Below are 26236 nucleotides of genomic sequence, written 5' to 3' on the forward strand. Positions count from 1 at the left end.
TTATATTATATATTTCATTTGAATTTTGTCTCATATGTTATCGGACTTCGCTATTTTTTCTTTATATTTCCTGAATTATTGTGAACTAGGTCAAGTTTTCCTATTGGAACATTACATTGTGTTTTGAGTTGTTCAACAAGATGGTAAGTACAGGCTATTATGTTGTAATTTCTGTTCACGCCTTAAATCCGTGGCAATCGCTTGTAGGCAGCATTGCACCGTCTATTTTCAAATAAAAACCGTAAGTTAAATCGCAATTTTTATATATACTTAATAAAAATTATTAATAATAAATCTATTAAAAGGATGTTTTTTTATATTTATATGTCTGTTTTTATTCTTATTTATATGTTAAGTTTTAAACTTAAGCTCTCAGATTGAATGATAAAAACTAGGATGGTATTTGTATGTCATACATGATTTATTTATCTTTAAATGGTAAAAAACAAGGCTTAATTTCTGCGGGGTGTTCAACCCCAGACTCAATAGGAAACAGGTATCAAAATGGACACGAAGATCAAATACAGGTATTGAGTTTAAACCATACAATAACGCGACAACAGAATGTCAGCCATCAGCCAATACAATTCATTAAACCAGTGGATAAATCATCACCATTATTAGCAATGGCGATAGATTCAAACGAATCTCTAAATGGTACTTTTGTTTTTTACAGAACGAGCCAAGCTGGTCAATTAGAATTATTCTATGAAGTAAAAATAACTGAAGCTACTATCACTGACATTTCCTGTGTATACCCACATTCTGTAAATAATTTCGATGCTATGCCACATGAAAGAGTTTTACTAAATTATAAATCTATATCATGGAATCATATAACAGCCGGCACATCAGCTTATAGTATATGGGAGGACAGAACCTATTAATAAAACAAGCATAGCATTTTGCTATGCTTGTTTACTACTTACATAAAGATACATCTTTTACATATTTATTAGGTGCTATCCATGATGATTTAGCACATGTAATATAATTTTCACTTTTTAATTTAAAATCAACATAAAAAGATAAAAATAAGCTAAAAACAAATCCTATTACAGCCATAAACCCAAATATTCCGCCTGTTTTATTATTGAATACTACCTGCTTTTTAGTCAAAATATACTTGAATAATAATAAAGAAAAATACATACATAATGGGCTAAACCAAATAAGACAACCATTTTTTGTTGAAAAAGTAATAACCTCACTTCTAGTTATAAATGAAATGTAATCATGTGTTGATATTAATACAGCAGTAACGGAAACACACATGAATGTCGCAGCAGCTATAAATATTTTTAATCTACTACTATTATCCACGAGAGTATCTACCCCATAAATTAAAAAATTGGTCAGGGTGATAAGATGTAGGTGATTTTAATTTATGCTCTTTAAATCTTTTAATTATGCTTTCACTAATTTTAAAATGGTCATCTATTGCATATAAAATTGCAGAAATAATAATTCCAACACCAAAAACACCTATCGCCACAACGACAGCACTAGCCCCAATAGCAAAAACTGGCGAAGTTACTATTGCACCAACAGTAATCCTGGCTAATGCCGTAGCTACAACTACTTTTGCTATATCCATTGAGAGATTAACTGTAAAATCAACTAAAGCATATTCATCTTTAAGCAGCAATTCAACAGCCCGATATCCAGCGGCATATATAACACCGAACCTTGCTCCTTTGGCAATATTACCTTCTATAGCTGCAGTACCTATTCCTACATCCATTATTTTTTTTGTAGTTATTAGTATAATCAAAATCATCTTCAACCCATGTTCTTAAGCGTGGATCATATTTCATTTTTATAACTCCACTTATATCTATTGTTAATTAATATTTTATCGGGTCTATCTATTTTTTTTAATTTTTCTGAATTATTGGGAGACAGGTCAAGTTTTCCTATCGGAGTAAAAAGTGGCGTTTGGGCTAGTTATAACGCTATTTAAGGATATCTTCAGGAGCTATGATATTTTTTGCAAAGTCAGGGCAAAAAAAAGCCAACATAAAGTTGGCCTATAAAAGTAAACACTGGAAGCAATGTGAGCAATGTCGTACTTTCACATGGACCCTGAAGGTGGTGCACTGAAAGTGCTAAGAATGATAATCGTTATCAATATCATTTGTAAAGCGTTTTTTTAATCAAAGTTGAGATCTTGCTTTAGATACGCTTTTTGCCATGTCAATCATGTGGTTAATTAACCCCCCAATTCCATCTGATAGAGATGTTGTGTACCCATATCATGAAATTGATAGGGCGTTACTTGGTAGCCCCGTAGCCACAACAAAAACCACCCATCATGCGTGTCTGGGCAAAGTCCGGCGAATCGAAATCCGCCTTTTTTTAGCAATGAGCACAATCCCAGAGCTTCTTCACATGCTGGCAGTTTCAAATAGATTAACTGGCCAGAGGGAAGATCGATGACCTCAGATAAAAAGTCAGCATGGACCTCGTATAGTGTAATTTCCAAACGTCGGCCAGATTTTTTAATGCTAAATGGTTCAGAGATCATAGGGGGCTGGCACACTGATGGTGCATTTAGGGATGATTCACCAACATATTGACTGACCTGGGCGACCCAACCTTGCCAGGGCTGGGGCCAGTTTAGTTTAGGTAATGGCAATGATTTAAGCGGTAAAATACCTTGAATAATACTTTCGGGTTCTGGCAGTCCAAATGGCGAATCAACATAATCCAGCATCAGTGCCGTAGAATAGAAACCCAAATTTTGGGCGATGTACTGGCTTTTAGGGTGTGAACATACCTGTTTTATCGTCAATAAATTATAGCCTTGCTCTTTCGCATAGTGGCATAAATAACTGCCCAGAGACTTAGCCACACCGTGACCTTGAAAAGCAGGATACACCGCAATTAGAGCCAGTTCTGCCTGATTTTTCTGTACCGTATCTTTAACCAGAGAAGCATGACCAATAAGTAAACCTTGATGGAATGCCAAGGCAGAATACCATTGCCCTGTGGACTGGTAGTCATTGATGAGCCTTGGTAGATAAATGTCAGGATAGACATACGAATCGCCGTAAACCTCACGGAATAATTGGCTGATCTTTTTATCATCCCCTGGCTGATAGCTGCGGATTTGAATAGTGGATGGTAAGATAGTCATCGATTTCAACCTTAGTTATAACGACGTAGATCCACAACTCGCTGCAACTTTCCTGATCGTGGGTGCGTATACATGCTATCAACATTGGTTTGCACGATCTCCAGCATATTTTGGTGGATGCAAGCCTCTTCTAAGCCCGGGAATGCGGCCATAACCCGATGGCGTATTCTGTCGATATCTACAGTTTGCAGGCTTGCTACCAACAACCGAATTTGATCTTGCCCCGCTTTCTGGCTTAGTTCCAATTGCCAGGCTAAAAGCTCAGTTTGTTGTGATAACTGTGTCGCTAAGTCGTCAGGGAATAACGATAGGGTGCCAAATCGTATACGATAGCCTTGATTAGCACGTCCTTGCAGGGCAAATTTACGGCCTGGCTGTTCTGGCTCGCACCAGCAAGCCATATCACCAGTAGGATAGCGGATCACAGGCATAAGTTGTCGTTGCAGGTTAGTGACGACTAATAAGCCACGTTTCCCTGACTCAATAATGGGCTGGTGAGTGATTTCATCGACGATTTCGATAATCGTTTCGTCAGAAAATACGCGATGCTCGCCCTGTTTGCAGTCAGGATCAGCAAAACCAATCAAACCTGCATCGACACTGGCACAACCGATTGAACCTAAACGGGCGTGAGGAAAAACTTGTCGTATGATCGCGACCTGTGAATCAAACAAACTTTCTCCACCATAGAGAATGGTTTCCACCATCGGTAATGTTTGTCCCATCTCTTTCAAATAGTGAGCCAGGCGGATTAACTGCACGGGAACACCTGCCAGTACATTAATGTTGTGAAGACGAATATTGTTAATCAGCAATTCATCTTCAACCTTACAGGTGAAAGGAAATTCCAATATCGGGATGGGTGCATTCGATAATGCGCCGTGGATGAATATAAAGCTGGTATAAAGATCGCCAGCAAAAAACAGGTTAGCCACCCGATCTCCGGCTTTTAATTGGCGGGCAATGCCTTGGCCAAAGGAATGAATAAATGCTTTCCATTCTTGCTGGCTGAAAACCGATAAACGCCCTTCGCTGGTTGAGCCACCTGTTTTAAACACATGACCGCCTTCCAGCGGTGCAGTCAGCACAGGCCAAGTTGGTAAGTCGTTTGAATGTGCCCAATAATGGCTAGGCTCCACGAGAGGTAAATCTTCCAAAACCCAATTATCGGGAATGGACTGATAGCGTTCTCGGTAATAAGCAGAATGCTCGCGCGCATGATGGAGCAAATCAGTCAATGTCGTTTTGGTCATCATCTTAATTTTACTCAATTAATATTTACGCAAGTCGATGAATAATGGTGTTTTCCCACTATGTTCATTGCGGTGAAATTCTGCACTTGAAGTGGAAATGACGTCTAAATTCAGCAGGTTTCCTGCAACAATTTCGGCGATTTTGGGATCTTTCAATAAATTTTGGCGCACAGTGTGGGGATCAGCATGATCAACCAAGAGTTGAATGTTATCGACACCATCATGGTTATGGTCGATTATCCATTGCACGGGTAATGCCAATTGTTCAGACAAATCAGCAAGATTGAAAAAAATACTGCCTACACGTAACAGGGAACCATGGCGTTCTTTAAGTCGGAAACGTGGTGAAGTCAGTCCACAAGAACAGGGTTGATTAATCCAGCAGCCGAGATCCCCTAAATCATAGCGTTGGACGGGTTGTGCTTCACGGTGGCGGGAAGTGAATACCAGACGACCTGTTTCACCTTCTGCTACGGGTTGATCATTCTCTATATTGAGAATTTCTAGCCATTGAGTATCAGCCATTAAATGGAAAACACCGTCCTCGCTGGCTGCGCACGCATGACCCATTGGCCCAGCATCGACTGAACCGTAAATTGTTGAACGTATCAGGGTAACGCCAAAGCTGGTCAGGAAGTTTCGTTGATTTATATTGAGGTGTTCGCCCCCCAGTAATAACTTACGGATACCACCATATTGGCGTAGTTTGGTTTCTTCATTTAGAAATAACCGATGTATCGTGCTTGGCATACCCACCAGCGTATTGATGCGTTGATGTACGATAAAATCAGCGATTTCACTAAAATCATTATCAGTAGGGCCACCCATTGGATATTGTGTCACGCCCAATTTATCCAAAATGGTGAAGAAGCTCATCATGCCACCGTACAACTTCCCGCCATACAGCAGGTTCATGACGCGATCGGTTGCAGGTTCAAGCCCTGAGGCAAATACGCCATCGGCTGCGGCTTGCATCTGCCGGTGGTAATCATGGTAGCTATAAGCAGCCAACTTAGGCGTACCACTACTGCCGCCGCTGCGGAAAAACAGGCGTGCCTTATCGTTAGGAACTAATGCCTGAAAATCTGCCTTATTCATGACAGGCCGGTTTTCTAATCCGCGTGGACACGATGGCGGTACATCAAGATGGGCGCAACCTGCCATTAAATCAGACGCAAGGCTGACAGATACGCGTTTGGTAAGGCGCGATAGTGCGTAGACGCCATCGTGTGGCTCACCACTATAACCATCATGCATCTGTCCCGCCGGTGTGATTCGGCTGACGCCCGCAGCAAACAGGGTATGACTCATTTCGGTGATATGCTCTTGACGGGTAATCAAAGCACAGCTTTGTAGATAGTTACGCCAGGGCAGCAAAATAGCGCACAGATGCTGACGTGGCGCAGGGCGTATCTGCAATGTGCGGAACAAAGGAGACGCCGCTAATTCTTTTTCGTGTCGCCATATCACTCGCCAGCCGTCGGCTTGCCATATTTCACCGCGAACCTGCGTAAACGCAAAATCGAGCTGTTGGAAAGCCGTTTGCGTCGTAATTTCAGCAGCTTCCTGAATATCCGGTTTCAGGGCTGGATGCAATCCGGCACGGCGTTGCAGAGCCGCTGCCATGCGTTGTCCGATATGTTGTAAAACTTCAGGATCATCGCTATCGACCAGCAAACATTGCGGGCTGGAACAGGCTTGTTGGTCATAACGACAGATATCATCCGCCAATGCATCCAATTGGGTATCATCGGCGGCGTCAGGGCTTAACCAGGCAATACTGATACGATGCCCCCAATCTATCCAGCGGCAACCTGCGGGAAGTTGAGCACGAATGGATGTCAGGGAAGAATCGCTGCCCCAGGCAGAAACGGCATCAGCCTGACTGAACAGCTCGGACAGTTGCGTCACGGGCAATGGTAAGACGGCTATTCGAGTAGCTAAATCACCTGAAATATCGTGGGCTAAAAATTCTGCCAGTAGTTGTGCACTAAATCCGTTGTCGTTACTGCTTGGGCGTAACCAGTTAATATTCCCCACCAGTAAGCTCTCTATCACGGCCATAAAAGGCAGAAGTTCAGCATTGGAAGGCGTAATGTGGACGACCACGCCTATTGGCTTCCAGGTTTCATATCGGTTCTGGTTGTAATCGAATCGACGCAGTGAAAAAGCGTTTTGCCCAAGCTCCCGCTCCAGCTTGGTTTCCAGCGCTTCACGTTGGCAAAAAGCGATAAGCGCTTCCTTGATTGAGGTATTAAATAGTGGATGTTCGCCTAAATTGGAAAGATATTCGGCAAAGCGTTGCGCGCAATCAAGTACCTGCTCAGAAGTATGGGGATGTGCCAGCAAATCAGGTAAACGCTCATGCAACTTCGCGATTTCTTGCTCTGCCAGTTGCTCTGAAAAAATCGGATTATTCATGGTTTTTACGGAAGACATATCAAGATCTCTTAATCAATTCTGAAGCGGCAATCGCACAACTACGGCTTTTGCTCGTGCCAGCGCGGCCAAGCAGTTCAAACCAATCTGTTTCAAGTTCACAACCACAGCTTTCACCGGAATGCAGTACAGCCAGGTCGCTTGTAACGATGCTGTGTGCTGGACAGGAAGTGATATAAGGTGAGGTAAGATGCAGAAAACCTGGTTTCCCGTAAGGCTGGCAGGTTAAGTTAGTGGTATGACGCACATAGGCACGGGCGTAAACTGGAACGTGGAAATGATGGTGAGAACATTCAACATAAGGAACTGGATGTTCAACGGAGCCATAACCATCACGACAGCGAATATCAGGGATACCTAATTGCTCGGTTATTCGTTGATACAGTTCTTTTTTAGGAATGGATTTATCGGCATGTGTTTTCCAGCCTCCGCCGAGGAAAACCAGCGATTCAGGATGTAATTTTAGTGTTGGCAGTCCCATTTGTTCCATTCTTTGCAGGGTGAACCACAAAAAGGCAGGAAAACCGAAAATCCGCACTGGCAATCCGTCCTGAGCAAATTGCTGGAGTGCCGTAATAGTACCGAAGGGATCGAATTCATTATCTTGTCCGTTATGGCGCAAAGCATAATAAGCTCGATTTACCGGCGCATATTTACACAGAAATTGATCGGTGTAGGCTGTCCCCAGAGTGACGGCACCCGCGGGTTCATAGCTCAGCAGCAGGTAGTTACAGGGTTGATCAGGGGTATTCCAGCCATAATAGTCAAAAATACAGTCCACCATATACTGAGCAGCCGCAATACTGGCAGCATCATAGCGCATACGGCTTTTTTGTCCGGTGGTTCCAGAGGACGTCAGTTCCAGCGCATCGTGCGCACTGTCGCTGAGTATTAGGTTACGTTTGAAATAATTGGCAAAGAGCAAAGGCAGATTTGACCAATCATTCAGAGTTATTAGCGCCTGTTTATCCAAGCCATGATCTGCCAGCCACTGCGCGTAACCAGGAGTATGTTCGCAGTGATAAAGTGTCAGTTCGCACATGGCGTTATTAAATAATGCGTCATATTCGGTACAAGCACGGTAAGGATGTGTGATAGCACACAGTGCTTTGACGTGAGGTAAGTTTTGCATATCAACACTCATTCTTCAGTAACAGCTATAAAGAATTATTAATTAAAATATCTTAATTAATATTTGATTCTTAGGTTGGGTGTAATTATTTTTGATAGACCGCATTTATTAATTGAAATAATTAATTTGGCGGCTGTTTTAATTTAATTATTTGGGCGTTGTTGAAGGATGATATATTGGATCTGACAGTAGTAATTTTTTATAAACAGTGTTATTTCGGATAATGGTAGATGTTTTTTTTCCGTCTTACAGTTTATGTCAGTCCTGCGTTTGCGGAGCGCATTATTTCAAACAAAGCGATAATAATCAAACCGTTTGTCTAATGTTTTGTCTTTAATTCAATCATTATTTAATACATCCATCTTATTATTTATTATTATGTGTGATGGAATTAAGTTTCTTTTGGTGTGTGAATAGATTAGGGAAAACACCTATTTTAGCGATAATTTAAGAAATTAAAGCGAATTTAATATTCAAAAAAATCTGGCTTCGCCATACGGAAAATTAAAAGTAAAGATACCGTCAATTGAGGATTATTTATATCTCCCCCGCGAAGCGGGGAGAAATCACATGCAACTTGAAGTGAGATTGGTTTTGGAGAGCTAATTGGTTCATATACTTGGCGCTTATAAACGTATCGCCATAACATGCGGTGTAAAAGATAGTAACCAATTGTGATTATTTTATATGAATTATTTTTGTTAGGTTATATTTTATGTTGTGTTTTTTTGTGATTTATGTATATTGCTGCGCGATTTATATAACAAAGAGATACTTATAATGAAAAAAGCGCTATTGACTTCAGCTATCATTGCGGGGTTATCTATTTCTTCATTTACAGCACATGCAAGTGGCAAACATACCCTTTCATTAGGCTACGCCCAAAGCGATATAAAGATGCAGATTGAGGGAGAAGAACTAAACCTGAAGGATCTGGATAAAGCTCCAAGAGGCCTCAACCTGAAATACCGTTATGAAATTAATGATAATTGGGGCTTTATCAGCTCAGTTACACAAACCAAGCTAAAAATAAAATACTACCATTATTCCAATGGGTTAGATGTTGGTAGCGAGGACATTACTTATCGATCATTGATGGCTGGTCCAACATATCGTTTCAATGAATATGTCAGCGCCTATGCTTTGATTGGTGCAGCTAATGTTGAAGATAAAGCTCGTATGTTTGCACAACCAAGTGTAAGTAAAAAGAAAACAGCGGTTGCCTACGGTACAGGGTTACAATTCAACCCGACATCAAGCATAGCTGTTGATGTTTCCTACGAATATTCTGATTTAAGCCAGGCTAAAGCAGGAACGTGGACAGTTGGCGTTGGTTATCATTTCTAATTTGATCCAATAGCTATCCCAAAACTTCACCCTGAATATCAAACTGATGTATGAGTATTTAGGGTGTTGTTCTATCCAATATTCTCAATTTTTAGGGAATATCAAAGCCTGCGCACAAGCCCACGCCGAACTCCAGGCCCATTGGAAGTTATACCCACCAAGCCAACCGGTTACATCAACCACTTCACCAATAAAGTACAGTCCCTTCACCTTATGAGCTTCCATCGTTTTTGATGACAACTCGTGCGTATCCACGCCGCCAAGAGTCACTTCCGCTGTGCGATAACCTTCCGTACCATTAGGTTGTACCTGCCAGCATTGCAGGGTTGTGATTAGCGCCTTTTGTTGTGCGGCATTAAGTTGTTTCAAAGACAGTTCCGGCAATTGTCCAAGAGACTGTAAACATTCCACCAGACGTTTGGGCAGTAATTTAGCCAGTGTGTTTTTCAAACTCTGATTGGGATGAGATTCCCGTTCCTTATCCAGAAAACACCCGAAATCTGTGTCAGGAAGTAAGTTAACACTCACATACTCACCAGGTTGCCAATAGCTGGAAATCTGTAAAATAGCTGGGCCAGAAAGACCGCGATGGGTGAACAGAATATTTTCCCTGAATACAGTGCCATCTTTTGCGGTTACCACTGAAGGCACCGAGACACCGGAAAGGGTTTGCAGTTGTTCCAGCAGGGGTTTATGTAAGGTAAAGGGAACTAATGCTGCACGTGTAGGCAAGATATTGAGTCCAAACTGTTCTGCGATACGGTAACCCAAAGGAGAAGCTCCCAGGCCAGGCATAGACAAACCACCGGATGCCACAACAAGTGAGTGTGCGCTTACCTTTTTTCCAGCCGCCGTAATGACAAACCCCGACTCTTTCTTCTCGACATGAGTCACTTCACTGCGCAATTGGATTGTTACCTGTCCTATTTCACACTCTTGCAAAAGCAGGTCTATGATTTGTTGGGCTGAGCCGTCGCAGAAAAGCTGTCCCAAGGTTTTTTCGTGGTACGGGATACCGTAACGTTGTACAAGATCAATAAAATCCCATTGGGTATAGCGAGCAAGTGCTGACTTACAAAAATGGGGATTGGCGGAAAGGTAGGCCGCCGGTTCGGTATACATGTTGGTAAAATTGCAGCGCCCGCCACCGGACATCAAAATCTTGCGGCCAGCTTTTTTGCCATTATCCAGTACCAGAACATTTAATCCGGCAAGCCCAGCTTGTGCAGCACAGAATAAGCCAGCAGCGCCAGCACCGATAATAACTACATCAAATTTTTCCATTCATTTGTCTCTTTTGGCCGAGTTAATTGTGGGAATTCACTGCATTGTGAGGGCTCTGTTCACGAACTACGGAGAAAAATAGGCATTTGGTTTAACTTTCTGCGGTGAAAAATTATTTTTCATCAAAAAAATAGTAAAATATTAAAATTAAATAACCCTTTGATATAGTTAACAAATGCAAGGATTTTTATGCTATTTGACCATCATTAAATCAAAAAAAGGTCATATTTCTCTTTTCCCGCTAACGTTTGTCACTGATAATGCGCGCGTTCATGTCCTACTAACTGGCTTAACGTTTATGCTACATCTGTTTACTGGCCTGGAATTTTATACCGGCCTTATGTTAGTGCTTGCTCTGTTGTTTGTGCTTTTCTATGAAGCCATCAATGGGTTTCATGATACCGCAAACGCAGTAGCAACTGTTATTTATACCCGGGCAATGCGTTCACAGCTTGCTGTTGTGATGGCAGGGGTTTTTAATTTTTTGGGTGTTCTCCTTGGTGGGTTAAGTGTCGCTTATGCGATTGTGCATCTACTACCTACGGATCTTCTGTTAAATGTCAGTTCAGCTCACGGCTTGGCCATGGTCTTTTCCATGCTGCTGGCGGCGATCATCTGGAATTTAGGTACGTGGTATTTCGGTATTCCTGCATCCAGCTCCCATACGTTGATTGGTTCTATTATCGGCATCGGTCTGACTAATGCGATAGTAACCAGTTCTTCCGTGGTTGATGCGTTGAATATTCCGAAGATGATACAGATTTTCATGTCCTTGATCCTGTCTCCTCTTGTTGGCCTGATCATTGCTGGAGCGATGGTGTTTTTACTGCGCCGCTATTGGAGTGGTACAAAAAAACGTCGTCGTATCCATATGACACCTGTTGAGCGTGAAAAACAGGATGGCAAACGTAAACCCCCATTCTGGACACGTACTGCCCTGATCCTCTCTGCTGTTGGCGTGAGTTTCTCTCACGGCGCGAATGATGGTCAGAAAGGTATCGGTTTGATTATGCTGGTTCTGATTGGTGTCGCGCCTGCGGGGTTTGTCGTCAATATGAACTCAACCAGTTATGATATCGCCCGTACTCGTGATGCCGTTGTCCACTTGCAACAGTATTATGGACAACATGCGCCAGCGTTAACTCATGCGATTGAGCTAAACCCGGCTATTTCTCCTGTTGAAAATCAGCTAGATATGACGTTCCATTGCGATAGTTCACGCGCATTAGTGGTGCTGAACAAGGCTGAGAGCATGTTGGCGAGTATTCAAAATTTCAACGAATTAACGCCGGATCAACGTAACAGTATGCGTCGTATGTTGATGTGCGCTGCTGATACGACCAACGTTGTGGCTAAATTGCCAGAAACCAGCCTTGAAGATGCACGTTTCCTGAATAAGCTGCGTAAAGATTTGCTCAGTACGGTGGAATATGCGCCATTATGGATCATTGTTGCCGTGGCTCTTGCTCTGTCTTTAGGCACAATGGTGGGCTGGAAACGAGTTGCTGTGACTATCGGTGAGAAGATTGGCAAAAAAGGCATGACTTACGCCCAGGGTGTTTCTGCGCAGGTGACTGCTGCGGTTTCTATTGGTGTTGCCAGCTATACAGGTATGCCAGTATCCACGACACAAGTGCTCTCTTCTGCGGTAGCAGGGACGATGTTGGTTGATGGTGGTGGTGTGCAGAGCAAGACCATCAAGAATATCATGTTGGCGTGGATTTTGACGTTGCCGATTTCCATTGCATTGTCGGGCTTACTGTATTGGATCACTCTGAAACTGATCTAATCACATCTTAGAAAAAGGGTTGGCTGTTTTTTATTGTAAGCCAACCTTTTTTATCTCAGACCATCATCGCTATTAGGCATAGCAGGACAACGCCACATAGCATTTCTGTCAATATAAATTGTTTCCTCATCCTTTCGCACAATAAGACGACATCAGGGTCGTGATGATTGATATAACCTTGTGAATTGATATAACGCACGAGCCGCATCTGCTTATTGAATTGACCATTAGTTTTAAAAAAACCATTCCCATCAACGGCTTGATACAGCATGGGGTCTGACTCGCGTAAAATGGACAGAAGTACACGGAGCGAAGAAAAATAGCGCATTATGTTAATAATGCAGATAAGGCAAACTGCCCAAAATAGTGCAATGGTACTGAACATACTTCCCTCCTCCTGATTGTGGCAGTAAAGATTGCCAATAGCTGCCAGTAAAAGAAGAAACCAATAGGAAACGTTTTGATTTGAATAATAACTATATTAAATCTTAGTTAAAAATACAGTGCTGAGTGGGTATTATCGTAAGGCATATAATCCGCTATTGTGGCTGGTTTGAAAGTAAAACAATAAGTTGTGATCACAACAACACTCAAAAGACACATTGAGCGGTTATAGTATAAACATCGAATCATGGCGTTTAATGTTGCCAATCCATTTAAACGACGTTATGGAAGGAGCTCTTATGGCTTACAAACATATTCTTGTTGCGGTTGATTTATCTCCAGAAAGTCAGATTTTGGTGGAAAAAGCTGTATCATTGGCGAAACCATACAATGCCAAAATTTCCCTGATCCATGTTGATGTTAACTACTCTGATCTCTATACCGGCCTGATTGACGTAAATCTTGGCGATATGCAGGAGCGTATCGCGGATGAAACGCGTAATTCCCTGAAAGAACTCTCTGCTGGTGCAGATTATCCTGTTCAGGAAACGTTGAGTGGCAGCGGTGATTTAGGACAAGTCCTTGTGGATGCGATTAAACAATACGATATGGATCTGGTTGTATGTGGTCACCATCAGGATTTTTGGAGTAAGTTGATGTCTTCAGCCCGCCAGCTTATTAACACCGTTCATGTTGATATGTTGATTGTACCTTTACGTGACGAAGAATAATCTTCGGTTGATATTTTATTCCGTAAAATCGCCTGCTTATGCAGGCGATTTTTTTATCCTCAAAAAAGATAATGAAACTGGTTTAGAAATTGTCAAAGTTATTTTTGAGAAAATAGATAAAAAATAGTTGTTGAAATTTAAGCATAGAACAGTGCTATATTCAGAAAGCAAACCGTAATTACCTCACATTTTCGACAAAAAAATAATATGGAAAATGGCAGGGGGTCATCACATCTGAATGACAAAAAGGAAGCCCAAATGAATGTTTCATTATCTTTAGTTTCATTTCTCGATTCGGTTCAATCCCGTAATCAGCATCAAGTAGAATACCTACAGGCAGTACGAGAAGTGTTGACCTCTCTCTGGCCTTTTCTGCAACAAAACCCGCAATATTGTGAGCAAGGGTTATTGGAACGTCTGGTGGAGCCGGAAAGAGTTATCCAATTCCGCGTCTGCTGGGTGGATGATCAAGGGAAAGTACAGGTTAACCGCGCATGGCGTGTTCAGTTCAGTTCTGCTATTGGGCCTTTTAAAGGTGGGATGCGTTTTCACCCTTCTGTGAATCTTTCTATCCTGAAATTTTTAGGTTTTGAGCAGACATTGAAGAATGCGTTGACAACGCTGCCGATGGGAGGCGGAAAAGGGGGTTCTGATTTCGATCCCAAAGGGAAAAGCCACGGCGAAATTATGCGATTCTGTCAGGCATTGATGACAGAACTTTACCGCCATCTGGGGCCAGATACCGATGTGCCTGCCGGAGATATTGGTGTAGGCAGCCGTGAAGTCGGTTTTATGGCTGGTATGATGAAAAAATTGTCCAACAATACGGCGTGCGTTTTCACGGGTAAGGGCCTGTCTTTTGGTGGCAGCTTGATCCGCCCCGAAGCTACCGGATATGGGCTGGTCTATTTTACCCATGAAATGCTTAAACGCCATGGTATGGAACTTGAAGGTATGCGAGTATCTGTGTCCGGTGCGGGGAATGTCGCCCAGTATTCTATTGAAAAATGCATGGAGTTGGGGGCAAAAGTCGTCACAGTATCGGATTCAGGCGGCACGGTATTGGATGAAGATGGTTTTACAGCGGAGAAACTGGCTCACCTCCAAGAGATTAAAAACCAGCGCTACGGCCGTGTGGAAGAGTATGCTAAAGAGCGTGGACTGACTTTCCTCAAAGGCCAGGACCCGTGGTCCATTCCTGTGGATATTGCCCTGCCTTGTGCGACGCAGAACGAACTGGATTTGGAAGCGGCGAAGACATTGATTAAAAATGGTGTGAAAGCTGTTGCGGAAGGCGCCAATATGCCGGCGACGATTGAGGCTACTACGGCTTTCCTTGAAGCAGGTGTTTTGTTTGCACCGGGCAAGGCAGCTAATGCGGGTGGGGTGGCAACTTCGGGTTTGGAAATGGCACAGAACGCAGCGCGTCTGAGTTGGAAAGCAGAGAAAGTGGATATTCGCTTACATCACATCATGCTCGATATCCATCAGGCTTGCGTAGAATATGGTGGAGAAGAGAAACAAACTAACTACGTACAAGGCGCAAATATCGCTGGTTTTGTTAAAGTGGCGGATGCGATGTTGTCACAAGGCATTGTTTAATATAACCAATAGCATGGTCAAATTGCCTGTTCCAAGAGCAAGGTTTTGGTGCACATCCAAAATCGCTCTGGGGAGGAACAGGCAATAAACCATTAGTGGAAATGTTCGGCGATGTTGATGACTTTTGTCGTTTTTGCATTCCGCAATGGAAGCCGTTTTGTCTCAAGAACAGGTATCGTCTGCGCCGCAGACAAGATCGCATGTATCCCAGCGAAACCATAACCATTCGGCCCTTCTTTCACCTGTCATATTACTGTGATTTTAAAAATTTTTATCTGGAACTTCTTCAGGAAAAGCCAGTGTTGCCGTCTTTCGTGCAGTGAATAGCACGCTTCATATCATCGCCATTGGTAGGCTACGTATTCATCATAAAAAGCGACGAAATATGAAAGATCGCCTATAAGCTGGATGGAATAATATAATATTATCAAGGCGTTTTATCATTAAAACCATTAATAGGCAGTTAAAAATCATTTCATAAATAGGATATTTACGCCATCGAAATATAAAAGAATTTCTGTTGATTTTTAGCTGGCGTGTTTTCTAGTGACACGGCTTAAACAGAATTCTGGGTAATAAACATAATTATTAAAATAAAATCAATTTGTTAATTAATATTGAATTCAGAGAAGGGCATCATATTATTTCTAATTGTATGAATCATATGGTGAATATTGAATATAAATAAAATATTTGACAGGTTAAATTAATGTTGTTATAAAAAAATAACAAAATGTTAACTTTTTAGTAACGTTTTGTTCCGGTTGGGTTTCTTAAAATTGGAGAGAAAATATGAAAATGCAAAAACGTGTACGCAATGTTGCTTTCCGTCCTTTAAAAAGTGAGAACAGTAAATAGTGCTGAGAGATGTGAAGGCTGCTAAGGCCTTCACATTAAAAGAATAAAAACAACATGGATATGAAATATGAGACATTATAATGCAACAAAGGTATATTGCGATAGAATACTTGCTGGAACAAAAACGGGTGAAATAGTACTTTTTGACTTTGACGATTTGGATTGTTTGGATGAAAAAAAAGTGTCTAATGGAACCATTTCAGCAATAGATATAAAAAATGGTATTTTTGCAGCTTTATCACAAAATTATGATGTAATTATAGGTGAGGTTTTATCTGAAAAGATAAAAATAAATGGGGTTTTTAATGGGCTGAATAATATAATTGAAGATGGATACCAGGTTTCAAGAAGTGAGAGCCAAGGTATAGCTCTTAATTCTGATGGTAAAAAAATTGCATTTAGATCTCCTAATTCAACATGCATGATAGCTGATTTATCAGATATGGAAAATATAGTATCAAATTTTAGGTTTGATGTGTTATATGATATTGTCACGTTATGTTGGACAGAAAATGAAAATATTTTGGTTGGTTTTAGTAATGGAATTATTGGTAAAATAAATCTTAAAGATGATTCTATAAGAACTATTAAATTAGATAACATCAATGAATCTATACACTGGTTTGAAAAAGTGAATGATTCCGAATACATTATCGCAACAGATGCTCGATGCGTTGTACGATTAAATGAGCATGATTTAAATTATAAGATTGGTCCAAAATTTTCCGATGATGATTTTGAGCATGTGACATATGACCATATAAATAAAGTTGCTTATGCAACATCATTTGATAGAAGAGTGTACAAAATTGACATTGAAAGCCTGGAGAATATAGAGGTTATTTATGAAGCTAGATTTAAAATAAGATGGTCAGATTTAATATATAAAGATAATACTCCATATTTAATATTGCAGATTAGAGATGGAAGTATAGTTAAATTAAATTTATCAACAAGAAAGGTTGAAAAATTAATAAGAGAAACTCCGCCTGCTTTTTGGACGTATGTAAGTTATTTAGACAAAAAATTATTCTTTGGTGAAGATGGCGGTTATTTTTTTCTTTCAATGACAAACAAAAATATATATTTGACTATAGGATAAAAAAAGAATACGAAGGATACTATATAAAACGAGCTATCTCGAATGATAAGTTACTTGTGTTAGGTGGTACGAATGGTAAAGTTATGATTAAAAATTCTGAAGATGATTTTAAAATAATTAGAATTGGATCTCCTGTACGTGATTTATGCTTTGGTTTAAACAATGTTATATATATTGCTTCAGAATCTGGAAATGTATATAAAATAGAAGAAGGTGATGTTAATGTTATATATAAAAGTGAATCAGAACCAGTATGGTCTATATCGTTTAATTTTGATTTATGTATGTTAGCCATTGGAGAAAGATTTGGAAATGTAATCATACTTGATAGCTCAAATGAGTATCATGTAGTAGCATATACTGATAGTAAAATTCCTAAAAGAATGAAATGGATTAATAAAAATAAATTAGCGGTAGTTAATTCCAGTAATATCGACTTAATCACATATAATGAAAAAGAAAAATCATGGGTTAACATATCAGAGTATTATAAAGGCGGATTTAATACTATTGAAGATTTCATTGTTCATAATGGCAGCATTATTATAGGAATAAATTACAATCGTTATATTTTAAGCTGGCATTTAGAAACTGGCGAAGTATTAGGTAAATTGTTTTGGGATCAGGATTACGCAAAAGGGATAATGAATTTAGATGAAGAAAAATTTATTGTCTATGGGCGGAATAGTAAAGTAAAAGAATACATTATGCATGATAATGAGATACTTCTTACAAGAATAGTCAATTAAGATGATAAAAATTACTGATCTATGTTTTAGCTATAAAAGCCGAGAAATTGGAAGGAATATTTTTAAAAATATTTTCAGATTAAATGAAATTGAAGTTAGTTTATTTAATAACTTAAATGTTGAGATATTTAATAATGATAGCAAGATTACTGGTTTTTTAGGGAAAAATGGAGCAGGAAAAACAACTTTAATAAAACTCATTTCAGGCATTTTAACGCCAAACTCAGGAAATATTACTGTTTTTGGTATCAATTCAAATGGAAGGCCTCTTAATCTTTTATCTAATCTTGGTATCGTTTTTGGTAATAAATCAATGCTTTGGGAAGAATTATCTCTTTATGAAAATATTGAGCTCTTTTCTAAGATATATAAGAGAAATTATGATAACAATAATATTGAAAATATGATAGAAATGTTGAGTCTTAATAATATAGCGAGGAAGCCTGCCAAAACCTGTTCCCTGGGGCAGTCTGTGAAATCTAACTTATTAATACATTTACTGAACAGACCTAAGTTATTGATATTGGACGAGCCTACAATCGGATTGGATATAGAATCACAAATACTATTACGCAATATCTTAAAAGATTATGCTGAACTTAATGAAAGTAAAATATTAATTACCTCACATAATATGTTAGATATCGCAGACATTTGTACAGATATCCTTTTCCTGAAAGGTGGAGAAATATCAAAAATAGATTTAAATAAAAATGATACAAAGGAAAAAAATGCGCTATATCTAGAGGGGCTTTTCTGTGATAACTAAATTTTCTTTCATTGAAACAATTAGGGCTAAGAATATAATATTTGGTTATTTATTTTTAACAATAACATTATATGCAGTTGAGTTGTCTTTTTGGAATACTATGACGAAATCAAATGACTTTGTCAATTATACACATGATAAAATAATCATTTACATATTATGGTCTGTTATAATATTTCAATTAACCAGTATTAATGGATTTCCAGAAAATTTATCTTTCCATATTGAAGATGGAAGTATAGATAGACTGATTATAATGCCTAAATCAATATTAATATATTATTCAGCATATGGTCTTGGTCAAATGCTGGCTAGGCTTTTTATAATGTCACCATTGATTTTATTTATAGTAATATATCAAAAAGAAATTCCAAACTTTATATATCTATTTTTTTCTTTATGTATAGGTTTTTTTGTTAATTTATATTTAACAATGACATTGTCATGTATGGCATTCAAATTTAGAGGATCTTACTCTTTTATAATTATTAAAGACACATTGTCATGGGTATTTTCAGGTGCATTAATACCATTGGATGTATTTGGCGATACTTTAAAATCAGCGTTTAATTATATCCCGTTTCAATATATTACCTATGTTCCAGTTAAAATTGCAACAAATTCAATATCTATTGTTTTTATATTTAATGGATTTTTAGTTATGATGAGCTTAATGTTAATTTTTAATTTAATATGGAATTATATGTTAAAATACAATCAAGGATATAATGGTAATGCTTAGAGTTATATATGTTGGCTTTAAATGTGGGCTATCCGAAGCTAAAAAAAGCCCATTGAATTTCTGGCTATCAGCCCTGGTTAATTTTAGCTATTATATAGCGCAAGGTTTTTTTTGGTATGCTATTTTAAATTCACAATATTTAGGTCGTGTTTTATCCAGTAATTTTATTCTTATATTTTTTATTACAGTATGTTTAGTTGATAATTTTTATCTTTTTTTGTTTGGTAAGGGCAGTTTTCTCTTAGTTAAAAAAGTTAGATCATTAAAATTAGAACCTCATTTAACACTACCCATAAATACCCAGTTCTTATATATTACTACTAATATTGCATTTGAGCATTTTTTATTATCATTTTTATCATTAGTATTGTTTTTTATTGTGCATATTTATCTTGGTACTGCTGTTTTATTAGTTTTTTTACACTTAATTATGTCATTTGAAGGCGTTTTAATACTAACTTCAATTACATGGATTATAAGATCAACAATATTTTGGACTGCATCATTAGTCAGTATTAAGAATTCAAACCCCTGTTTTAAAGTCCTGGTGCGACCTGAACAATCTTTTCATGGTGCAGTTCGTTTTGTCTTAATGTTTATCCTTCCATGTCTATTTATAACAGGTATTCCTGCTTCGGTAGCGGGTGGAGTGATGAGCATAAAATGGTTTTTTATTCAGTCATTAGTTACATTGGTTCTGATTTTTATAGCAAAATTTGTTTTTGATATAGGTATTAAAAGGTATTCAAAATATATAACGTGATTTATACCAATCCAACTTCAAAATGCGTGTGATTTCTCCCCGCTTCGCGGGGAGAAATCAGGTTTCATATCGTGTCGTAAATTGTAACTTGAAGTTTAATGTGTATAGAAGGTACTTGATTGCTAAAAAATAAATCTTATTTTCTTGAACTATAAAGGATATATTTTATGTATAAACATATTTCTCCTATTAGTGGTGTTGCTACTTATGGTGATAAATTTGTCTTAAGTGCTGGGTATGATAATAAAGTTATTTTATGGGATGCTTACACTAAGAAGCCCATTAGAAGAGTATATCATGACCATTTGGCAAATCAGTGTGCTTTCAGTCCTTGCGGTAACTATGTAGCAACAGTCAGTAGTGATTATACTTGTCGTATTTGGTCATTGCCAAATATGATATTATATGGGGTTATAAATTCACATACTGATGATGTAGAATCAATATCATTTCATCCCAACAAAAATATTGTTGCAACGTGTTCTAGAGATAAAACAATTATTATTTCTGATTATAAAGGAAATATCATAGCTCATTTGAAAGGGCATTTAAAGGATGTAATATCTGTGGAATGGAACTTATCTGGAAATATAATAAGCTCCAGTGATGATGGTACAATTCGAATTTGGGATGTGGATGCTGAAAAAGAAATTGAATGTATAGATCTTGATAATATAGAAACTGATACTATAGCCATTACACCTAATGGAGTCATTTATGCTGGAAATGATAATGGTGAAATCATAACTATAATTAATGGTAAGTTAGCAATAACACCTGCACATAAAGCGGGTATTAAGCGCTTGGTTTATGACTCTTTCCAAAAAATAATGGTAAGTTTGAGTTACGATAGAAAAATGAAACTTTGGAGAACGAAGAATAATAATATTGAATGTTATCATATAGCAGAGCTTCCTCCAATAGTTTGGCCAAGATCTTGTGCATTTCTTGATAGTAACAATTTGGTTTTTGCATCATTTGGTGATAGTTATGTTCAATATACTATTTCTACTAAAATATGGCATCAGGATCATATTAGACCAACATATGGCTTAAATGCTGTTCACGTTTCAGGAAAGGATATTTGGAGCGTCGGAGATGCTGGTATAGTTTTTTATAATAACAAGCCCTTTGCTGAAATGGGAAGTCTGTGTAACTTTATGGTCGAATTTCAAGATGTAATTATTACTGGCGGGCAGATGGGAAAAATATTTAATGCTTGTACTGGTGATATTATATATGAACACCATTCTCCTCTAAATTGTGCTGCTGTTTCGTGGGGTAATGATCAGTTTTGTCTTGTTGGTACATACACTGGAGAAGGTCTTGTTTTAAGAAAAATAGATAATGATATTGTTGTTTGCAATGTAATTTCATTACATAAAAATGCGATAAAAGGTGTTGTTATTTCTGATAAATATATCTTCTCTGTATGTGCCAATGCAGCAGTTGCATTACATAATACTGAAGATTTTTCATGTTATGCTTATGTTCCTAAAGCCCATGAAAAAATTGCAAATGGATGTGATAGCAATAGAGAAGGATTGTTTGTGAGTATTAGCCGAGATTTAAATCTCCGAATTTGGAAAAATGAAAACTATGAAGTAATAAAAACACCAAGTTCTCATTCTATAAAATGTGTAGCTTTTGATACTAAAAATAATTATATCTCTATAGGAAATTATACTGGTTGGATCGGTGTATATGATTTAAATATAAACGAATGGGTGTTATGGGAGAGGCGTTCATTCTCTGGTATATCAAGTATGAAATATACGCAGGATGACTTTATTTATTCAACATATGACGGAATAATTGAATTTGTATTTAACCATGGGTCTTAAAATGATTAAACATGAATTAAGCCTAACAGGTATTAAAACTCAGAATATAAATATTGAAGGTAAAGATATTAACTCTTTGACCATGAAAGAAGCGATGGGTTTACCTGATAAAACATGTGAAACTTTGATGGGAGGATTATTTAAAATATATGATAAATATTCAAGGTTAGATAGTTTTATGTTACTAGCTCTAGTTAGGGACTTTAATGCATGTTTTTCCCATAGATATGTCGCTGGTAATTTGCTTGCAATTAGAGGGGATACGAGAATTTCTGTATTTGAGCCTGATATTATTATTGTTCCTGGTGGAAAAGTGCGTTTGGGTTTATCTTCTGATGATGTAGATGAAATTGTTTCGACGTATTCCCAATATGGAGTAATGAAAGAGTGGATTTTAAAGGAGGTGCCTTCTTATGAACTTAATCTTAATTCTTTTGGTTTGGCCAGATATTGTGTAACTAACTATGAATATTACATTTTTCTATGCGATACAGGTTATCAAGAGATCCCTGATAGTTGGGCTTGGGGTATGTATCCTCATCAACGTGCTAATTATCCGGTTTATTCAGTGTCTTATGATGCTGCTGTGTCTTATGCACTCTGGCTAAGTGAAAAGACAGGTAGAAAGTTCCATATTCCGAGTGAAGCACAATGGGAGTATGCTGCAACTGGAGGTGATGGGCGAGAGTTTCCATGGGGAAATGAGTTTCTGCCAGATCATTGTAACAGTATTGAAAGTGGTATTGTCGATGCGACTCCAATAGGTATCTTTCCTTTAGGTATGGGACCTTTTGGTCATCTAGATTTAGCGGGAAATGTTGAAGAATATACTTCTGATAGTTACCTACCTTATCAGTCAGGTAGTACTGTGTATGATGATTTAATGCTGACTGAAGGTAAGCATTATAAAGTTGCTCGTGGTGGTAGTTTTACCCGGTTTCGTGATTTGTGTAGAACGAGAAGACGCCATGGAAGATATAATTCTCCTCTATATATTATGGGGTTTCGGCTTGCAGAAAAGTTACTTTGAGAGTTAATTCGAATTTTGAATAAGGAATTAACAGATGAATTAGCCAAAATGGGTGTCACTTTCGTCATGAAGAAGCGTCGCAACATGAAGATATGTGCGCAGGCTGAAACGCCACCGAAGTATAAAAGGATTTCTGTTGACCGTTTTAGGTGGACTGATTGCTTACTGCCTTAAATTGAAGAAACCATCACTGAAAGTTTTCTACTCAGAAGAAGATTTTCCAGTGACGGTTTAAGCGGAATTCGGATTAGTCAGATGATTTAAAAACCCCATATGTAACATGGGGTTTATTTTTCTAACAAGGATAAATATCGAATCGGTGATTTTTGGTGGTAATTGCAGCGGATGCTTTAACACCCGCCAGTGGTTCTGCATAATCTGGCCGTTTTACCACAACCCGACGTTTTGCCAATGCACGGGCTGGTTCCAGTAAACTATCAGCATCCTCATCTGCCCCGACCAGTGATTGGAAAACCCGCATCTCTTTTTTGACTAGCGCGCTCTTTTGCTTATGTGGATACATTGGATCAAGATAAACCACATCTGGCGGCGGTGTAATATCTGTCAATGCTGTAATGCTTGAGGCGTGGATCAGCGTCATGCGTTCTTTCAGCCAGCTTCCAATCTCTTCATCTTGATAGCCACGCTGTAGTCCGTCATCCAACAATGCTGCTACCACAGGGTTGCGCTCTAACATCCTGACATGACAGCCGATAGAAGCCAGCACAAAAGCATCGCGTCCCAACCCAGCGGTAGCATCCACAACATTGGGTAAATAATCTTTCTTGATGCCGACGGCTTTCGCGACGGCTTCGCCACGACCACCACCAAAGCGACGACGGTGCGCCATTGTTCCGCTGACAAAATCGACATAAATCCCGCCCAGCTTAGGCTCATCGCGCTTGCGCAATTCGAGTCGTTCGGGTGTCAATACCAGCGCCATGACTGAATCTTCATCGTGGATCAGACCCCAACGTTCAGCCAATAACGATAAGGCGCTGCGATCAGCGCCTTCTTCACAAATCAAACAAATTTTCACAGGTGATTATCCGCCGATGCCGTAGCTCTTCAGCATTGCATCCAGTTCTGGTTTACGGCCCCGGAAGCGGACAAACAGTGTCATTGGATCTTCTGAGCCGCCGCGGGACAAAATATTGTCGAGAAATGACTGACCGGTTGTGCGATTGAAAATCCCTTCTTCTGAGAAGCGAGAATAGGCATCGGCTGCCAGCACATCCGCCCACAGATAGCTGTAATAACCCGCTGCATAACCACCATTAAAGATGTGGCTAAAGGAGTGCGGGAAGCGTCCCCAATCTGGCGATGGCACAACCGCAACTTGTTTTTTCACTGATTGCAGCGTTTCCAGGATTTGCGCTCCTTTGGCTGGATCATATTCCACATGTAAGCGGAAATCGAACAGACCAAACTCAAGCTGGCGCAGGATCTTCATTGCGGCCTGATAGTTTTTGGCCGCCAGCATATTATCCAGCATCTCTTGTGGCAGGGGTTCCTGAGTTTGATAGTGACCGGAGATAAATGCCAGTGCTTCCGGCTCCCAGCACCAGTTTTCCATAAACTGGCTTGGACACTCTACTGCATCCCACGGCACACCACTGATGCCGGCCACATCTAAGACTTCAATTTCGGTCAGCATATGGTGCAAGCCATGCCCAAACTCGTGGAACAGTGTTGTCACTTCATCGTGGGTAAACAGGGCAGGTTGATCACCGACTGGTTTGTTAAAATTACAAGTCAGATAAGCGACAGGAATTTGCAACTCGCCAGATGCATGGCGCATTCTGCCGACATAACTATTCATCCATGCGCCACCGCGTTTATGTTCACGGGCGTAAAGATCTAAATAGAAACTGCCACGCAATACCTGCTGATCATCATACAGATCAAAGAAACGTACATCAGGATGCCATGTATCTACATCGTGGCGTTCTTTGGCGGTAATGCCATAAATGCGGCGAATGACTTCAAACAACCCTTCCAGCGCTCGTTGTTCCGGGAAGTAAGGGCGCAGTCGTTCATCATCAATGGAGAAGTCATGCTGCTTTTGTTTTTCGCTGTAATATGCCAGATCCCACGCTTCCAGCCCATCAACACCGTGATGAGATTTGGCGAAGTTAGTGAGTGTTTCCAACTCTTCTTGACCTTGTTGATGGGCGCGTTTGGCCAGATCGTTCAGGAAATCGAGTACCTGCTGAGGTGTTTCAGCCATTTTGGTTGCCAGGGAACTTTCAGCATAGTTCTTGAACCCCAATAATTGGGCGAGTTCATGACGTAATGCAAGTAGTTCCGCCATCACTTCGCTGTTATCCCACTTTCCGGCATCTGGCCCTTGATCAGAAGCACGGGTCGCATAGGCATAATACATTTCTTTGCGCAGTTCACGATTATCGCCATAGGTCATGACTGGCAGATAACTTGGCATATTGAGTGTCAGCAACCACCCATCCAGCCCCTTGGCTTCGGCGGAGGCCTTGGCTGCGGCTTTGGCACTTTCAGGCAAACCGGCCAGATCACCCTCGTCGGTAATCAGCTTGGTCCATCCCATAGTGGCATCCAGCAAATTATTGCCGAACTTTGCACCCAGCTCAGATAAACGAGCAGTAATTTTACCGTAACGTTTCTGTTTCTCTTCTGGTAAGCCAATGCCGGTCAATTCAAAATCACGCAACGTATCTTCAATAGCCTTGCGCTGTGGCTGGGAAAGGGTTTCGAAGATTTGGCTCTCTTTTAGCGATTTATATGCTTGATATAACCTTTTGTGTTGTCCCAACCAGGTATCGAATTCAGAGAGCAGGGGCAGGCTTTGCTCATAGGCTTCGCGAAGCTCTGGACTATTCTTGACCGCATTTAGGTGTTCGACTGGCGACCACATACGGGAAAGCCTGTCTTTCTCTTCTGAAATGGGTTGGCACAGGTTATCCCAGGTAAAAGCAGTGTTTTCAGATAAAATCTTCTCAATGACTTGGCGGTGATTGGTTAACGTCTCTTTCACAGCAGGCACAACATGCTTTGGTTCGATTGCAGAGAACTTAGGCAATACAGAAGATATCAGTAACGGATTAGTCATAATGAGCGCCTTATATGTGTATTTGGGTATAGGCTGAAACCAGCCCCGTATCCCAATGGGTTGTTGACGATAGATGGGGATAAGATATCGTGAGTTCAATGCTAATGCCGCACTTTTGTGCGAACAATTAGGTTCTTTTTCTGTCAGGGATCTGTGAAGTTGCGGAGAAGTTTAGATATTCTTGGAGACGC

General features: G+C 39.6%; 22 protein-coding genes and 2 pseudogenes. 14 read left to right on the forward strand and 10 right to left on the reverse strand.

The window, feature by feature from the left end:
- Positions 1-407: 407 nt before the first annotated feature.
- Entirely contained in the window at positions 408-887 is a 480-nt protein-coding gene (locus tag WDV75_RS00360) for an Hcp family type VI secretion system effector (protein WP_189760865.1), read from the forward strand.
- 34 nt (positions 888-921) lie between these two features.
- Here WDV75_RS00360 and WDV75_RS00365 read toward each other — a convergent pair whose 3' ends face one another.
- The 6 genes from WDV75_RS00365 to WDV75_RS00390 all read right to left on the reverse strand — a co-directional run bounded on the left by WDV75_RS00365 (position 922) and on the right by WDV75_RS00390 (position 7963).
- The gene (locus WDV75_RS00365) at positions 922-1323 is read right to left on the reverse strand and encodes a DUF1240 domain-containing protein (RefSeq protein ID WP_273559411.1); all 402 of its coding nucleotides are present in this window, start codon (positions 1321-1323) and stop codon (positions 922-924) included.
- Positions 1316-1780 (reverse strand): hypothetical protein, encoded by a 465-nt coding sequence (locus WDV75_RS00370; RefSeq protein ID WP_273559409.1) that lies wholly within the window; start codon positions 1778-1780, stop codon positions 1316-1318. The genes WDV75_RS00365 and WDV75_RS00370 overlap by 8 nt, the downstream gene beginning before the upstream one ends.
- 432 nt (positions 1781-2212) lie before the next feature.
- A complete protein-coding gene (locus WDV75_RS00375) occupies positions 2213-3139 on the reverse strand; it encodes a GNAT family N-acetyltransferase (RefSeq protein ID WP_273559407.1) in 927 nt (308 codons plus the stop codon).
- An 11-nt stretch (positions 3140-3150) separates the two neighbouring features.
- Positions 3151-4395, reverse strand: coding sequence for a phenylacetate--CoA ligase family protein (locus WDV75_RS00380; protein ID WP_273559405.1), 1245 nt, complete (start codon positions 4393-4395; stop codon positions 3151-3153).
- 15 nt (positions 4396-4410) lie between these two features.
- Complete coding sequence (locus WDV75_RS00385; RefSeq protein WP_273559403.1) at positions 4411-6831, reverse strand: acyl-CoA reductase; 2421 nt, start codon at positions 6829-6831, stop codon at positions 4411-4413.
- A gap of 1 nt (position 6832) precedes the next feature.
- On the reverse strand, positions 6833-7963 hold the full coding sequence (locus WDV75_RS00390) for an acyl-protein synthase (RefSeq protein ID WP_273559401.1): 1131 nt from the start codon (positions 7961-7963) through the stop codon (positions 6833-6835).
- Between the two features lie 780 nt (positions 7964-8743).
- Here WDV75_RS00390 and WDV75_RS00395 point away from each other — a divergent pair.
- Positions 8744-9310: an Ail/Lom family outer membrane beta-barrel protein gene (locus WDV75_RS00395; protein ID WP_273559399.1), complete on the forward strand. Its 567-nt coding sequence runs from the start codon at positions 8744-8746 to the stop codon at positions 9308-9310.
- A gap of 84 nt (positions 9311-9394) precedes the next feature.
- Here WDV75_RS00395 and WDV75_RS00400 read toward each other — a convergent pair whose 3' ends face one another.
- Positions 9395-10594, reverse strand: a complete 1200-nt coding sequence (locus tag WDV75_RS00400) for an NAD(P)/FAD-dependent oxidoreductase (protein WP_273559397.1) — start codon at positions 10592-10594, stop codon at positions 9395-9397.
- A 298-nt stretch (positions 10595-10892) separates the two neighbouring features.
- Here WDV75_RS00400 and pitA point away from each other — a divergent pair, with 298 nt between their 5' ends.
- Positions 10893-12383 carry an inorganic phosphate transporter PitA gene (gene pitA / locus WDV75_RS00405; RefSeq protein WP_273559412.1) on the forward strand — a complete coding sequence of 497 codons (1491 nt, stop codon included), beginning with the start codon at positions 10893-10895 and terminating at the stop codon, positions 12381-12383.
- 55 nt (positions 12384-12438) lie between these two features.
- On the opposite strand, the gene uspB is transcribed toward pitA, so the two are convergent.
- Positions 12439-12768 carry a universal stress protein UspB gene (uspB, locus tag WDV75_RS00410; protein WP_273559395.1) on the reverse strand — a complete coding sequence of 110 codons (330 nt, stop codon included), beginning with the start codon at positions 12766-12768 and terminating at the stop codon, positions 12439-12441.
- A gap of 298 nt (positions 12769-13066) precedes the next feature.
- Between uspB and uspA the strand changes: the two genes are divergently transcribed.
- The 11 genes and pseudogenes from uspA to WDV75_RS00460 all read left to right on the forward strand — a co-directional run.
- On the forward strand, positions 13067-13498 hold the full coding sequence (uspA, locus tag WDV75_RS00415) for a universal stress protein UspA (RefSeq protein ID WP_273559393.1): 432 nt from the start codon (positions 13067-13069) through the stop codon (positions 13496-13498).
- Positions 13499-13756: 258 nt separating this feature from the next.
- Positions 13757-15100, forward strand: coding sequence for an NADP-specific glutamate dehydrogenase (gene gdhA / locus WDV75_RS00420; protein ID WP_273559391.1), 1344 nt, complete (start codon positions 13757-13759; stop codon positions 15098-15100).
- A gap of 101 nt (positions 15101-15201) precedes the next feature.
- Positions 15202-15381: pseudogene (locus WDV75_RS22055) on the forward strand (IS982 family transposase); the annotation flags it as partial.
- Between the two features lie 644 nt (positions 15382-16025).
- Positions 16026-17060 (forward strand): hypothetical protein, encoded by a 1035-nt coding sequence (locus WDV75_RS00425; protein ID WP_273559388.1) that lies wholly within the window; start codon positions 16026-16028, stop codon positions 17058-17060.
- Positions 17061-17116: 56 nt separating this feature from the next.
- Positions 17117-17809: a hypothetical protein gene (locus WDV75_RS00430; protein WP_273559387.1), complete on the forward strand. Its 693-nt coding sequence runs from the start codon at positions 17117-17119 to the stop codon at positions 17807-17809.
- 1 nt (position 17810) lies between these two features.
- On the forward strand, positions 17811-18578 hold the full coding sequence (locus WDV75_RS00435; RefSeq protein WP_273559384.1) for an ATP-binding cassette domain-containing protein: 768 nt from the start codon (positions 17811-17813) through the stop codon (positions 18576-18578).
- Positions 18568-19320, forward strand: a complete 753-nt coding sequence (locus tag WDV75_RS00440; RefSeq protein WP_273559382.1) for an ABC transporter permease — start codon at positions 18568-18570, stop codon at positions 19318-19320. The genes WDV75_RS00435 and WDV75_RS00440 overlap by 11 nt, the downstream gene beginning before the upstream one ends.
- On the forward strand, positions 19313-20083 hold the full coding sequence (locus WDV75_RS00445) for an ABC-2 family transporter protein (RefSeq protein WP_273559380.1): 771 nt from the start codon (positions 19313-19315) through the stop codon (positions 20081-20083). The genes WDV75_RS00440 and WDV75_RS00445 overlap by 8 nt, the downstream gene beginning before the upstream one ends.
- Positions 20084-20250: 167 nt before the next feature.
- On the forward strand, positions 20251-21927 hold the full coding sequence (locus tag WDV75_RS00450) for a WD40 repeat domain-containing protein (RefSeq protein ID WP_273559378.1): 1677 nt from the start codon (positions 20251-20253) through the stop codon (positions 21925-21927).
- Position 21928: 1 nt separating this feature from the next.
- Entirely contained in the window at positions 21929-22957 is a 1029-nt protein-coding gene (locus WDV75_RS00455; RefSeq protein ID WP_273559376.1) for a formylglycine-generating enzyme family protein, read from the forward strand.
- Between the two features lie 15 nt (positions 22958-22972).
- A pseudogene (locus WDV75_RS00460) lies at positions 22973-23192 on the forward strand (IS982 family transposase); the annotation flags it as partial.
- A gap of 60 nt (positions 23193-23252) precedes the next feature.
- Here the strand turns inward: WDV75_RS00460 and rsmJ are convergent.
- Both rsmJ and prlC read right to left on the reverse strand, forming a co-directional pair.
- The gene (gene rsmJ, locus WDV75_RS00465; RefSeq protein ID WP_273559375.1) at positions 23253-23996 is read right to left on the reverse strand and encodes a 16S rRNA (guanine(1516)-N(2))-methyltransferase RsmJ; all 744 of its coding nucleotides are present in this window, start codon (positions 23994-23996) and stop codon (positions 23253-23255) included.
- Between the two features lie 6 nt (positions 23997-24002).
- A complete protein-coding gene (prlC, locus tag WDV75_RS00470) occupies positions 24003-26045 on the reverse strand; it encodes an oligopeptidase A (RefSeq protein ID WP_273559374.1) in 2043 nt (680 codons plus the stop codon).
- Positions 26046-26236 lie beyond the last annotated feature (191 nt).

Origin of the sequence: Xenorhabdus griffiniae (assembly GCF_037265215.1) — a bacterium.
In the GTDB taxonomy this organism is placed as follows: Bacteria; Pseudomonadota; Gammaproteobacteria; order Enterobacterales; family Enterobacteriaceae; genus Xenorhabdus; species Xenorhabdus griffiniae.

Coding starts and splice junctions, on each gene's coding strand:
- WDV75_RS00360 (WP_189760865.1), top strand. CDS start 408: ATGTCATACATGATTTATTTATCTTTAAATGGTAAAAAACAAGGCTTA.
- WDV75_RS00370 (WP_273559409.1), bottom strand. CDS start 1,780: ATGATTTTGATTATACTAATAACTACAAAAAAAATAATGGATGTAGGA.
- WDV75_RS00375 (WP_273559407.1), bottom strand. CDS start 3,139: ATGACTATCTTACCATCCACTATTCAAATCCGCAGCTATCAGCCAGGG.
- WDV75_RS00380 (WP_273559405.1), bottom strand. CDS start 4,395: ATGATGACCAAAACGACATTGACTGATTTGCTCCATCATGCGCGCGAG.
- WDV75_RS00385 (WP_273559403.1), bottom strand. CDS start 6,831: ATGTCTTCCGTAAAAACCATGAATAATCCGATTTTTTCAGAGCAACTG.
- WDV75_RS00390 (WP_273559401.1), bottom strand. CDS start 7,963: ATGCAAAACTTACCTCACGTCAAAGCACTGTGTGCTATCACACATCCT.
- WDV75_RS00395 (WP_273559399.1), top strand. CDS start 8,744: ATGAAAAAAGCGCTATTGACTTCAGCTATCATTGCGGGGTTATCTATT.
- WDV75_RS00400 (WP_273559397.1), bottom strand. CDS start 10,594: ATGGAAAAATTTGATGTAGTTATTATCGGTGCTGGCGCTGCTGGCTTA.
- pitA (WP_273559412.1), top strand. CDS start 10,893: ATGCTACATCTGTTTACTGGCCTGGAATTTTATACCGGCCTTATGTTA.
- uspB (WP_273559395.1), bottom strand. CDS start 12,768: ATGTTCAGTACCATTGCACTATTTTGGGCAGTTTGCCTTATCTGCATT.
- uspA (WP_273559393.1), top strand. CDS start 13,067: ATGGCTTACAAACATATTCTTGTTGCGGTTGATTTATCTCCAGAAAGT.
- gdhA (WP_273559391.1), top strand. CDS start 13,757: ATGAATGTTTCATTATCTTTAGTTTCATTTCTCGATTCGGTTCAATCC.
- WDV75_RS00425 (WP_273559388.1), top strand. CDS start 16,026: ATGAGACATTATAATGCAACAAAGGTATATTGCGATAGAATACTTGCT.
- WDV75_RS00435 (WP_273559384.1), top strand. CDS start 17,811: ATGATAAAAATTACTGATCTATGTTTTAGCTATAAAAGCCGAGAAATT.
- WDV75_RS00445 (WP_273559380.1), top strand. CDS start 19,313: ATGCTTAGAGTTATATATGTTGGCTTTAAATGTGGGCTATCCGAAGCT.
- WDV75_RS00450 (WP_273559378.1), top strand. CDS start 20,251: ATGTATAAACATATTTCTCCTATTAGTGGTGTTGCTACTTATGGTGAT.
- WDV75_RS00455 (WP_273559376.1), top strand. CDS start 21,929: ATGATTAAACATGAATTAAGCCTAACAGGTATTAAAACTCAGAATATA.
- prlC (WP_273559374.1), bottom strand. CDS start 26,045: ATGACTAATCCGTTACTGATATCTTCTGTATTGCCTAAGTTCTCTGCA.